General features: G+C 62.4%; 11 protein-coding genes and 1 tRNA gene. 10 read left to right on the top strand and 2 right to left on the bottom strand.

From position 1 onward, the window contains the following. Positions 1-30: 30 nt before the first annotated feature. Together FHX47_RS06945 and FHX47_RS06940 are read left to right on the top strand one after the other, a co-directional pair. Positions 31-3,201 carry a UPF0182 family protein gene (locus tag FHX47_RS06945; RefSeq protein WP_183358196.1) on the top strand — a complete coding sequence of 1,057 codons (3,171 nt, stop codon included), beginning with the start codon at positions 31-33 and terminating at the stop codon, positions 3,199-3,201. 93 nt (positions 3,202-3,294) lie between these two features. Further along, a tRNA-Met gene (locus FHX47_RS06940) sits at positions 3,295-3,368 on the top strand. Here FHX47_RS06940 and FHX47_RS11125 read toward each other — a convergent pair. Next, positions 3,328-3,666, bottom strand: a complete 339-nt coding sequence (locus tag FHX47_RS11125; protein ID WP_183358236.1) for a helix-turn-helix transcriptional regulator — start codon at positions 3,664-3,666, stop codon at positions 3,328-3,330. The genes FHX47_RS06940 and FHX47_RS11125 overlap by 41 nt on opposite strands. Positions 3,667-3,778: 112 nt before the next feature. On the opposite strand from FHX47_RS11125, the gene FHX47_RS06930 reads away from it, so the two are divergent. From FHX47_RS06930 to FHX47_RS11065, 3 genes are all read left to right on the top strand, one after another. Beyond that, the gene (locus FHX47_RS06930) at positions 3,779-4,036 is read left to right on the top strand and encodes a helix-turn-helix domain-containing protein (RefSeq protein ID WP_183358195.1); all 258 of its coding nucleotides are present in this window, start codon (positions 3,779-3,781) and stop codon (positions 4,034-4,036) included. Next, positions 4,033-4,245 (top strand): hypothetical protein, encoded by a 213-nt coding sequence (locus tag FHX47_RS06925; protein WP_183358238.1) that lies wholly within the window; start codon positions 4,033-4,035, stop codon positions 4,243-4,245. The genes FHX47_RS06930 and FHX47_RS06925 overlap by 4 nt, the downstream gene beginning before the upstream one ends. 128 nt (positions 4,246-4,373) lie before the next feature. Next, positions 4,374-6,080 carry an NlpC/P60 family protein gene (locus FHX47_RS11065; RefSeq protein ID WP_183358194.1) on the top strand — a complete coding sequence of 569 codons (1,707 nt, stop codon included), beginning with the start codon at positions 4,374-4,376 and terminating at the stop codon, positions 6,078-6,080. 319 nt (positions 6,081-6,399) lie between these two features. Here FHX47_RS11065 and FHX47_RS06915 read toward each other — a convergent pair whose 3' ends face one another. Further along, positions 6,400-7,443 (bottom strand): NlpC/P60 family protein, encoded by a 1,044-nt coding sequence (locus FHX47_RS06915; protein WP_183358193.1) that lies wholly within the window; start codon positions 7,441-7,443, stop codon positions 6,400-6,402. Positions 7,444-7,722: 279 nt separating this feature from the next. Here FHX47_RS06915 and FHX47_RS06910 point away from each other — a divergent pair, with 279 nt between their 5' ends. From FHX47_RS06910 to FHX47_RS06890, 5 genes are all read left to right on the top strand, one after another. Next, the gene (locus FHX47_RS06910; RefSeq protein WP_183358192.1) at positions 7,723-8,433 is read left to right on the top strand and encodes a response regulator transcription factor; all 711 of its coding nucleotides are present in this window, start codon (positions 7,723-7,725) and stop codon (positions 8,431-8,433) included. Further along, positions 8,430-9,548 (top strand): ATP-binding protein, encoded by a 1,119-nt coding sequence (locus FHX47_RS06905; RefSeq protein ID WP_183358191.1) that lies wholly within the window; start codon positions 8,430-8,432, stop codon positions 9,546-9,548. Before FHX47_RS06910 ends, FHX47_RS06905 begins: the two co-directional genes overlap by 4 nt. Before the next feature lie 226 nt (positions 9,549-9,774). Beyond that, on the top strand, positions 9,775-10,809 hold the full coding sequence (locus FHX47_RS06900; protein ID WP_183358190.1) for a DUF418 domain-containing protein: 1,035 nt from the start codon (positions 9,775-9,777) through the stop codon (positions 10,807-10,809). Between the two features lie 151 nt (positions 10,810-10,960). Beyond that, a complete protein-coding gene (locus FHX47_RS06895) occupies positions 10,961-11,560 on the top strand; it encodes a DUF305 domain-containing protein (protein WP_343064332.1) in 600 nt (199 codons plus the stop codon). Positions 11,561-11,620: 60 nt separating this feature from the next. Further along, positions 11,621-12,214, top strand: coding sequence for a CueP family metal-binding protein (locus FHX47_RS06890; RefSeq protein ID WP_183358188.1), 594 nt, complete (start codon positions 11,621-11,623; stop codon positions 12,212-12,214). Positions 12,215-12,296 lie beyond the last annotated feature (82 nt).

Here is a 12,296-nt window from a genome sequence, read left to right as displayed (position 1 = left end):
AGTGACAGCACTAGAGACTAGGACACAAGGGTGAGCTTCTCTCAGGGATTCGGCAATTCGAACCCCTTCTCCGGGGGCATTTTCGGCTCCGGATCGGGTAACAGCGACAGCCCCCGGTCAGGCGGGTCCGGCGGCAACAGGTCGGGCGGATCCGGTTCCGGGGAGGGCAGGTCACGCCGCCCATCGGCGCTGATCATCACAATCATCATCATCGCCGTGCTGGTGGGCATCTTCGTCGCCGCATCCGGCTTCTACACCGATGTGCTGTGGTTCAACCAAGTGGGCTACTCCGAGGTGTTCTGGACCGAACGGCTCTCGCGGGTGCTCGTCTTCGCAGCGGCCTTCCTGGTCATGGGCCTGCTGGTGTGGCTCAGCCTCTTCCTGGCCTTCCGCACCCGACCCACGGGGGCGGCCCAGAACGTCAACGACTCGGTGGCCCGCTACCAGTCCATGCTGACCTCCATGCGCAGGCTGCTGATGTTCGGCCTTCCGGTGCTCATGGGCGTATTCGCCGGAAGCGCCGCGCAGGCCAACTGGCAGAACATCCTGCTGTTCTTCAACCAGGAGCCCTTCGGCCAGACCGATCCTGAGTTCGGCCTGGACTACGCGTTCTACGTCTTCACCCTGCCCTTCCTGGGCTTCATCAACGGCTTTCTGATCTCTGCTGTGCTGGTGGCCGGAATCGCCGGCCTGCTGTGCCACTACCTGTTCGGCGCGATCCGCATCGAGCAGTCCGGCAAGTTCGTCATCGAGAAGGCCGCCCGCTGGCACCTGGCTGTCACTGCCGCCGTCGTCCTGGCCCTGCAGGGGGTCAACTGGTGGCTGGACCGCTATGCGACGATGCAGGACCAGAGTGGCAATTGGGCTGGCGCCATGTACACCGACGTCAACGCCGTCATCCCGGCCCAAACCATCCTGGCAGTGGCTGCCGGGCTGGTCGCGGTGATCTTCATCATCACTGCGATCACCAAGCGCTGGCGGCTGGCCATCATCGGCACCGCCATGCTGATCCTCACTGCGATCATCGGAGGCGGCGTCTACCCCTTCTTGGTCCAGGAATACCAGGTCAACCCGTCAGAGCAGACCCTGGAGACCGAGTTCATCGAGCGGAACATGGAGCTGACCCGCTACGCCTACGACCTGGACGACATGAATCAGGAGTTCTACGACGCGCAGCCGATGGCCGAGGAGGGGGCGCTGGCCGGCGATGAGTTCAATGTTGAGAACATCCGCCTGCTGGACCCGAACATCGTCTCCCCGGCGTTTCGGCAGTTCCAGCAGTTCCGCCCCTACTACAGCTTCCCGGACACGCTGAGCTTCGACCGTTATGAGATCGACGGCGAAACTCGCGACACCGTCATCACCGCCCGCGAGGTCAACGCCCCCTCCGAGGGCTCCTGGGTCAACCAGCACCTCATCTACACCCACGGCTACGGCCTGGTGGCCGCCAACGCGAACACCGTCACCGCCGAGGGACGCCCGGAGTTCACCCTGGAGGGCATCCCGACCACCGGGGAGCTCGCCTCGGATGAGGACTACGAGCCGCGCATCTACTTCGGTGAGAACTCGCCGCAGTACTCGATCGTCGGCGCACCCGAGGGCGTCTCTCCCATGGAGCTGGATCGCCCGGCCACCCAGCTCACTGAGGAGGAGGCGGAAGAGGCAGAAGCTGACGAGGGCCGCGATGCGCAGTACACCTTCCAGGGAGATGGTGGACCCGCAGTGGGCAACGTCTTCAACCGCCTGGTCTACGCTCTGCAGTTCCAGGCCCCGGAGATTCTCCTAGCCGACGACATGACCGAAGAGTCACAGATCCTCTATGACCGCCACCCCCGTGAGCGCGTGGAGCAGGTCGCTCCCTACCTGGAGCTGGACCAGAACATGTATCCGGCCATCGTTGACGGCAGCGTCAAATGGATCCTTGAGGGCTACACCACCTCCAGCGACTTCCCCTACTCCACGCAGCAGCAGCTGGAGTCGGCCACCACGGACGCGCTGACCCAGGGTGCTCCGGCTCTGACCGGGCAGGTCAACTACCTGCGCAACTCGGTCAAGGCCACTGTGGACGCTTACGACGGTTCGGTGGAGCTCTACGCCTGGGACGATGAGGACCCAATCCTGCAGGCTTGGCAGAAGGTCTTCCCCAACTCGCTGAAGCCCTACTCCGAGATGAGTGCGGAACTGATGGACCACGTCCGCTACCCGGAGGACATGTTCCGGGTCCAGCGCGAGCTGCTCACCGAGTACCACGTCACCGACCCAGGCACCTTCTATGAGGGCAACGACGCCTGGTCGATTCCCGGTGACCCCACCAGCGGCGAAGACGTGGATCAGCCGCCCTACTACATGACCCTGCAGCTGCCGGGCCAGGATGAGGCAAGCTTCCAGCTGACCTCTACGTTCCTGCCAGCCGCTGAAGCCGACGGCACCCAGCGCAACGTGCTCTACGGGTTCCTCGGTGCCTCCGGGGACGCCGGCACCGGCGAAGACGGAGTGAAGAACGAGAACTACGGCACTATGCAGCTCTTGGAGCTGCCGCGCGACACCGCGATTCCCGGCCCGGGACAGACCCAGGCCAACTTCGACTCGAACTCGGCCGTGGCTCAGCAGCTCAATGTGCTGGAGATCGGCGGTTCAGACGTGATCCGCGGCAACATGCTCTCCATCCCGGCCGGTGACGGCATTCTCAACGTACAGCCGGTCTACGTGCAGTCCTCCGGCACCGATGCGGCCTATCCCGCACTGCGGATGGTGCTGGTCGCCTTCGGCGAGGAAGTCGGCCACGGCGACAACCTGCAGGAAGCCCTGGACATGATCTTCGACGGCGACGCCGGGGTCGAGGCGGCCGAGGGTGCCGGTGTCGATCCCGACGCCGTGGAGCAGGAAGTTGGTGTGGATCCTGGCGCTGAGGGGGAAACAGCCGCTCCCGACGACGGCCAGGAGAGCCCCGCCCCGGAGGACGAGGCCACCCAGGATGCCGGGGCCACCCAGGAGCCCGAGGAGGACACCACCTCGCCTGCCCCCGGTCCGGTCCTGGATGATGCCGACTCCCAGGAGCTCCTCGACCGGGCAGGCCAGCTGCTCAACGAGAAGAACGAGGCCTGGGAATCCGGTGACCGCGCCGAGTACTATGACGCGGAGATCGAATTGGACCAGGTGCTCGAGCAGCTCCTGGAGAATCAGGATGCGCAGTCCCAGTGATCGCTGAGGAATCGGGGCCCGGCCGAACAGCCGGGCCCCGATTCCCACGATTTTGTGTCGTGCTCATGCCGGTGTAAACTGGCTAAGTCCCAACGCGGGGTGGAGCAGTTCGGTAGCTCGCCGGGCTCATAACCCGGAGGTCGATGGTTCAAATCCATCCCCCGCAACGAAATGGCCCGAAGTTTGGCCACGAGAACCCTCACCTGACACCAGGTGGGGGTTCTTCTCGTTAACCAGGTCATTCCCCAAGAGCTGGCCCAATGTGATGTCCAGTGCTTGCGTGATAGCCAGAAGCTCGTCAATGCGAAAGGGAATTTCGCCACGCAAGCGACGAGACACGTTCTTCTGAGCGACACCGATTACGTCTGCTAGATCGGTCTGTTTCAAGCTATGGCGAGCCAGCCAAGCTTTGATCTCTCGGCCCACACGTTCATTTTCTGTGATTTCAGCGGTCGGGATTGTCATGTGTCTAGGTTACGTCGTAGAAGGTCGGCTGTAAACGATGAGCGCCTAGAAAGACCCGAAAATGCCGTGTCAGGCATTGTGTCGTAGATTGTGAGCGCCTACGGTAGGCAGCATGAGGTATTCGAAACAAGTACGAGCGAATGTCCTGGCGGAGATGGGGAGACGAGAACTGCGTCAATCCGATGTGGCGCTGGTCCTGGACACATCGCAGAAGAACGTTTCACGCCGTCTTCATGGGGATGTCGATTGGAAACTCGGGGAACTCCTCAAGCTTGCTGAAACTTGGGATCTACCACTCGCGACCATCCTCGCCGGCGCGGATAACAATCCATTCGAGCCGAATGATGATCCTAAGGTGGTGGCAGCATGAGCGCACCGCTCTCACCTACCGACTTCACAGCCGATGAGGCACGAGAGTTCACCGATGATCTGAAGCTCGACTATGTGATCCTCCAAGGCAAAATTGCTCAAGCGTTCAAGGGAAAAATTTGGATCGCACTTGGGTACGAGGACGTTGGCCAGTGGCTTCCAGGCCGAGCTCATCAAGGCGGGCGAATCTCGTCAGGTCAGGGTCATTGAAGGTAGCGTCAGCCACGTCGAGGTCTTCCAGATAGGCAGTGTGAGAACTTCCATCATCGGAAGGCCTCGACCCCTATCCGGCCACCGACGCGCCCATCCGCCCACAGTCCGGGACTACACCCTCAATTGTGAAGAGCCACCTTGAGGACTGGGACGGCGACTTCGCAAGCTTTCTGAATAACTTCCTGGGCAATGCCGATTTCCTCGATGAGAACGGCGAGATTGACGAACAGCAGCTGACCTACCGGATCCAGCAGCTGCGCGCAGATGCCGAGCAGACTCAGGTGAGCGCCGCAGCCGCCGATGCCGAGGTCGAAGATGAAGAAGCCCTCAGCGAGGAAGAGGAAGCCGAGGAGCCTGCTGCGGCTTCTTCAGATGAGGGCGGGGAAGCCGCATCTGAAGAAACCTCCGAAGAGCCATCCGGCTTCGACTCACTGACCTCCGAGCAGCAGGAGCTGCTGGCTTTGGGCGCCGAGCTGGAAGATGCAGGCGACGCACGGTCCTACTACAGCAACTCGGTGCTGGAGAACAGCAACTTCACCCGCGCTTCTGGCGGTGTGAACTGGGAAGCGGTGGCAGCGCACGTCGACTACCTCGAATCCCAGGAGGAGGCCGAAGAATCGGCCAGCGAGGCACCGTCCCCGAGCCCCTCCGCCACACCCAGCCCCAGCGCTGCCCCAAGCCCGAGCGCCACACCAAGCCCCAGCGATACCCCAAGCCCGAGCTCTTCGGCCACGGATAACGCAAGCGTCAGCACAGCTTCGAATGAGAGCTCGCCGGCAAGCTTCGACTCCCTCAGCTCGGACCAGCGGGAACTGCTGGCTGAGACCGGTGAACTGGAGAACGGCAGCAGTGCCCGGGACTACTACCGGATGGTGCTGGACAATTCCAACTTCACCACCAGCGGCGGGACAGTGAACTGGACCGTGCTGGAGGGCCACCGGTCCTACCTGCAGGCCCAGGAGGAGGAAGAGGAGGAAGAGGCCGCCCCCAGCCCCTCCCCGACGCGCTCAGCCACCCCATCAAGCACACCGAGCCCCAGCGCCACCCCCACTCCGACGCCGAGCCAGACAGCAACGTCTACCCCCTCGCCGTCGCCCTCGACATCCGCCCCGGCACAGCGGGCCACCACGAACTCGACACCGTCGATCCCCTCCTGGGGTGATCTCCCCAGCTCCATGCAGAGCTTGCTCAGCACCGGCGCACGGCTGGAGTCAGGCTTCAGCGGCAGCGGCGGTGACTACTACCGCGCGGTGCTGAACAACCCTGACCTGACCACCGCTGACGGGCGAGTCTCGCAGAATGCCCTCCAGTGGCACGTGGACTACCTGGAACGCCAGGACCGCGCCAGCTCCACCCCGTCACCGAGCCGGACCCAGTCCGCGAGCCCAACGCCGACACCGACACCGACTCAGACGTCGACACCGACCCCCACGGCGACCCAGACTCAGTCATCCAACGTCCAGGAGGCCAGCAGCGGCGGCGGCAACGCCGCTCAGATCGCCATGAACTGGGCAGTCAACACCGCCAACCGCTCCAACACCTACTACCGGTTGGGCGCCAATGGCCCCGACGCCTGGGACTGCTCCAGCTTTACGCAGGCAGCATACGCTCAAGCCGGGATCAGCCTCGGTCGGACGACTTATGATCAGATAACCCAGGGACGCCAGGTTTCTTGGGACGAGCGTCAGCCCGGCGACCTCATCTTCTGGGGCGACTATCACATGGCCATCTACCTGGGCAACGGGCAGATCGTCGATGCCGGCTCCCCCTCCTCGGGCGTGACCGTGCGCAGCGTCTTCGGTTCGCCCACCACCGTGCGCCGGGTGACCTGAATCTGAACCATAGGCCACGCTCCAGCGGTAGGGAACAGGCCTGAACAACTGAATAACTCACTGATTGATGCCCCCGGTTTCGGACACCGGGGGCATCATCCGTTACCAGATCGGCGACGGGCAGTTGAGCTGAGTGTGTGGGGCCGGTTGGGGAGAATGTGGGCTTTGCCCACGACACGACGGAGAATGTGTAGACGGACGGACCCAGCCGGACCTCTGGAGTGGGCGAGAGTTCGGCCCTTGCCTGGGGTGGCCAAAGACGTGGGGCGTGACCCTTGCGGATCACGCCCCACGCTGTAAAAGCTTCTGTTGACTCAGGTCAGGCACCTGGTCGGAGAATGGCGTTGACCTGGTGCCATGATTCGTTCATCCCGTGCAAGCGCACCCCGCCGGAGCTGGTGGCCGAGATTACCTGGCCGTTGCCCACGTAGATACCGCCGTGGCCGTTGTTGTTGGCGAGCACAATGTCCCCGGGCTGGGGGCTGGAGACTCGTGGAAGGGAAGCGTCCATCCCGTAAGTAGTGCGGGGAAGGCCGCCGCGGCCGGCCTGGTTGTAGGCCCAGTTGATGAGCCCGGAGCAGTCGAAGCCAGAGGTCGTGTTCCCGCCCCACTTGTAGGGGGTCCCGACGGCAGCGTATGCGGCGCTGACCACAGAACTGCTGCCTCCGCTGTTGGCGGGCCGCTCTTGATTCCCGCTTGCAGCGGAGGCCCCATTACTGGACTGGCTCTGCTGCTGGGAGCCCTGCTGGCGAGTCTGGGGCGCCTGCTGTGTCTCACGCTGCTGAGGCGGCTCGGTCTGCGCGGGCTGCTCGGCCTGGTGGCTGTGCTGATGGGTCTGCTGACCGGTCTGGGGCGCCTGCTGTGTCTCACGCTGCTGAGGCGGCTCGGTCTGCGCGGGCTGCTCGGCCTGGTGGCTGTGCTGATGGGTCTGCTGAGAGGACTCGCTGTGCTGCGGATCGGGCTGAGTCTGCGCCGGCTGCTCGACCTGGTGGGAAGCGGGTGTCGCCTCTACAACCGGCTCCGGTGCTGACTCTGGGATTGGCTCCGGGGCGGCCTCGGAACTCACGGCGGGCCGGTCAAAGCTCAGCTCGACGTCGGGGTCGGCGCTGACGGCCTCAGCAGCAACGGTGGAGGCGCGCTCTACGTTGAGCGCCGAGGTGTTGAGCTCAACGGTGGCCGACTCGCGGCCCTCGTCGGATTCCTCGGTGGCGTTTGCGGCTGCAGTGCTGCTGATGACTAGGCCGGATGCGGCCAGCACAGCTGCGGTCGCACGGCCGGCTGAGGCTGCGTTTGCGGCGGCCAAGCTCTTACGGGCTGCGCGGCGGCGATCACGTCGCGAGCCATAGATGATTGTGTCTGTCACTTCTGGAACCTTTCCCTGCTGTTGCGGTAGTTCAGCGAACGTGCCCGTGCCGGTTTGCAGGGGGCTGAACCGGGATGGGGATTTGGGACAGTTTCGGACTCCTGCCCCGAGCACTCAGCCGACTGTATAACAGATCTATATAGTTGTCACGATCAGGTAACGACAGGACTCGTGGTCGCTGGCCCCGGGGCATCCTGGCGGGCTCGAAATGCACTGCCCTTCCGCGCGGGACGAACAAGGGAGCCGTACGGAAAAGCTAGCGTCCTCTACGATCGAAAAATGACGTCCAAAACAGTAACCGACCGGCCCACTGTCCTCGTAGTAGACGATGAAGCGCCGCTGGTGCGCCTGATAGGTGAGTACCTCCAGCGAGAGGGGTACTCGGTGGAGGCCACTGATGAGGGTCGTAAAGCGATCCAGATGGTGCGCGATCTTCAGCCCGCGGTGGTCATCCTGGACCTGGGGCTGCCTGGGGTGGACGGGGTGGAAGTGTGCCGACAGGTCAGAACGTTTTCAGATTGCTACGTGATCATGCTGACGGCACGCGCTGATGAGGTGGATCGTCTTATTGGCCTGTCGGTGGGGGCCGATGATTACGTGACAAAGCCCTTCAGCCCGCGTGAATTGGTGCTGAGGGTCCGGGCTATGTTGCGGCGGTCGCGTCCTGGGTCGGCAGCAGAAAGGCACCGGCACAGGGTGGGAGCCCTGGTGGTGGACACGAATGCGCGCGAAGTGTGGCTTGACGACAGTCAAGTGGAGTTGACCCGGACCGAGTTTGAGCTGCTGTCAGCGCTGATCACTGAACCCGGGACCGCAAAGTCCCGCCGCGAACTGATTACCCAAGTCTGGGGTGGAGAGTGGATAGGAGATGAGCATTTGGTCGACGTGCACATCGGCAATCTCCGGCGAAAGATACATGACGACCCCGCTTGGCCTCGCTTCGTTCATACCGTGCGTGGCGTGGGATATAAGTTGCGGACGGGCGAATGATGCCTGCGCGGCAACCCTGGGGTGCCAGGCTTGGGGTCCGGATACTCCTGGCTGCAGTTCTCGTCCTTGGCGTAGGGGCGCTGACAGCTTGGGTCGTGGCCCTTGCCACCGGACCAGCGATTTTCCACGAGCACATGCTCATGGTTGAGACTCCCAATCCGGGCCCAGAGGTGGTGAGGCACGCTGAGGAGGCCTTCGACGCATCTTGGCAGCTCTCCCTCCTATTGGCACTGATTGCGGCCTGCCTAGCGTCCGTCTTGGTCGGTGCCTTTCTCGCACGCCGCATAGCAGGCATTCTGAATAAGGTGCGCAGCGCTGCGATTCGGGTGGCACACGGCGATTACGGGGCACGGGTACCAGAGGGCGCCATGGGCGCAGAGTTCACCGAAATGATCTCGGCGTTTAACCGAATGGCTTCGGAACTCGACGAGACAGAACACACTCGAAAGCGGCTTCTGTCTGACTTGGCTCACGAGATGCGAACACCTGTAGCCACCGTCGATGGCTATCTGGAGGCAATGCTCGACGGGGTGGCAGGAGCCGACCCAGAAACACTGACCATGCTTCGTGAGCAGACCGATCGCCTGAAGCGCCTTGCGGAAGACGTTTCCCTGGTGAGCTTTGCCGAAGAACACCGATTAAGCATGGAGACCCACGTTATCTCGGTCGCCGAGCTCATCGGCGTCGCGCAGGGACAAGCCCACAGCTCCTACGCAGCAAAAGAGGTCACTCTGCAGATTGCCGAAGATTCCGGGGGCGCCGTGCTCCTCGGGGACCGGGATCGCCTTTCACAAGTTCTGACGAACCTGCTCGACAATGCCTTGCGGCATACGGGACCGGGTGATCAGGTCACCCTTCGAGCCGGCAGCGACTCAGCGACGGTTTTCTTGAGCGTCGAAGACACTGGTCACGGGGTAGCCCCAGAGCACCTTCCCCACCTGTTCGAAAGGTTTTACCGGGTGGACACCGCCCGTGATCGCGCCCACGGCGGTTCCGGTATCGGGCTGACGATCGTACGCTCCATCGTTGAGGCTCATGACGGCGATGTAAGGGCCGAAAGTCGCGGCCCCGGGCATGGAACTCTTTTTACAGTGGAGTTGCCGCGCCACGGCTGACGCACAGCCGTCGTCAGCAATCCCGGCATCTGGCGAAGGTTCAATCAAGATTCAGTCAAGGGACCCTGCATTTGAGCCTGTCAGCCACGGCGGTTGGCTAGCCTAGAGGGTCGCGGGAAGTGATCGCGCACACCGAAGACCACATTTTGACTCAGGGGGAGCGAGATTGCCACCTCCTAGCACGTCCTCCCTCAAGCAGAGCGACAGGCCAGGCGCGGGGCGTCTCGTGGCGCTGGACGCGGCTCGCGGCCTCGCCGTGGCGGGCATGGTGGTCGTCAATGTCGGGCCGCGCGGCGGAGACAGCTTGGCCGAGATGCTCTACCGCCTCCCTTACGGGCGGGCTTCGTTGTTGTTCATGCTCTTAGGCGGAATCGGGTTCTCCCTCTTGTCCCGGCGCGCCCGGAGCAGAGAAACTTCCATACCGGCGGGCTCTATCCTGTGGCGGGCATTGGTGCTGTTCGTGGGCGGACTGCTCCTTCAAGCCCTGGACCACGGCGTCTCGGTGATTCTAGTGATTTACGCTGTCCTGTTCATCGTGGCGTTGCCCCTCACTCGAGCCGCCGGGGGCGTGCTGCTTGTTCTTGCCGGATTCAGTGCCTCGCTCGGGCCCATATTGTGGCTCGCGGTTCAAGAACAGACCGACAAGCGGTTCGATCGAGAACCGCTGGCTGCTACCGACTCTCCCTGGGACTTGCTGACTGGCACTCTGATCATAGGCCCATACCCCGTCGCAGTCTGGGTGGCCCCGTTCCTCCTCGGGATGTGGCTTGGGAGGCGGGACCTGACCAGTCAGCTCCTGAGCACCCGACTCATCATGTGGGGCGCGGTCAGCGCCCTCGGAGCAAGGGCCACCTCCTTCGCACTCATCACCTACATGGGTGAGCCCACCAGTCATCAGGTGTGGCAACGGTTGATCAGCTCTGTGGCTCATTCCCAAATGCCGCTATGGCTGGTCGAAAGTACCGGGGTGGCCATCTTTGTGTTGGGACTATGCCTGAAGATTGCTGACCGCGGCACCCAAAGCTGGCTGCAGCCGCTGGTGAAGCTAGGTCAGTTGGCCTTCACCGGCTACGTGGGTCATCTGCTGATTCTTGCCCTCGCGGTGCGACCTGGGCCCGCTAACGTTCCAGAAGGGCTTGTGATCAGCGCCCTGATCCTTGCCGTGCTCACAGCTTTTTCGCTCATCTGGCGTCGGCTGGCCAACCGCGGGCCGCTGGAGATGCTCCTGAGGCCGCCACGGGTGCGGCCATCAGGCGAGTGAGCCCCGACACAACCGCATCAAGCGGGAGTTTAACTTTCCTAAAGATCCTCTGAAGAACCCACTTCCGGCAAGACTGGCGGCCTCCGCCTCGGGTTTACTCAGCAGGAATCAACTTTAAGGAGATCAAGGCATGAAGACTAGACTCAGGGCAGTGGCGGTCAGTGTGTTTGCGGCATCTGTCGCACTCACCGCTTGTGGAGATCCCGCTCAGGACACCGAGGACCCTACCGACGATCCTGCTGCACAGGACGAACAAACTGAGACCGCGAATGCCGATTACAACGATGCCGACGCCGAGTATGCCTCCGGGATGATTCTTCATCACGAGCAGGCGGTGGAAATGTCAGACATCTTGCTGCAGACCGATGATGCCGATCCCGAGGTCTCGGCTTTAGCGGAAGACATCCGAGCCGCGCAGCAGCCCGAGATTGAGCAGATGGAATCATGGCTTGATACTTGGGGCCATGAACCCGACGGCGATCACGGAGACCACGGTGGCATGATGGACGATGGTGGCCACGAGGGCATGATGAGTGAAGATGACCTCGAAAACCTGGAGTCTGCCGAGGGGGACGAAGCCTCCCGCCTGTTCCTAGACCAGATGATCATCCACCACGAAGGTGCCGTAAGCATGGCAGAAGAGCACCTCGAAACGGGACAGAACCCGGAGGCCCTTGAACTCTCAGAAAACGTCATCTCCGACCAGTCTGCAGAGATCGACGAGATGGAAGAAATGCGCGACAGCCTCTGAGTCATCAGCGGTGTTTCCCAACAACCTGTCGAACTACTCAGTACCTAGGAGGACCCCACCATGACGCAGGCCAGCCGAACCAGACGCTTCAGCACAACCGCTGCGGCTCTAGCAGCGATGGTGTTTGTTGCAGCATGTTCATCTGAAGACCCCTCAGCCCCTTCCGGGGGCAGTGCCACTGCGCTGTCAGTCTCCGGGTTGGAGGACGCCTCCGGACGGGAGCTTGTCGAGGAACTGGAAAAGCTGCCGCTGGCGGAGCGGCCTACAGATTTTGTCGCATCCGTTGAAACAGAAGCAGTTGTGATGATCGATGATGAGGGCAACGAATCAACAGTGCCCCTGCCCGAGGATGAGTTCTACCTCTCGGTGGCACCCTACGTTGACCAGACGCACGAGTGTTTCTTTCACAGCTTGACGACGTGTGTCGGAGAGATGGGCAATGAAGAACTGGAGGTGACTGTCGTTAAGGGGGACACCGGCGAGGTCTTGGTCGACGAGACCGTGCAAACACACGACAACGGGTTCTTCGGGCTGTGGCTGCCACGAGACATAGATGCCGAACTCAGCATTGAACACGAGGGTCTGACCTCGACCGCGCCGATCTCGACCGGAGAAGGTGATCCGACGTGCCTCACCACCTCGCAGCTCGCGTGAGTCCGGTGTCTCGTGCCTCGCCTTCACAACGAGGCACCTGCTGCCAGAGTCGTTGACTCAACCGTCGCTGCTCTGGTGAGCC

The organism is Garicola koreensis, assembly GCF_014195445.1.
Taxonomy (GTDB): Bacteria; Actinomycetota; Actinomycetes; order Actinomycetales; family Micrococcaceae; genus Nesterenkonia; species Nesterenkonia koreensis.
Note: the sequence above shows the minus strand (reverse complement) of the source record. Positions and strands in the feature narration are given on the sequence as shown.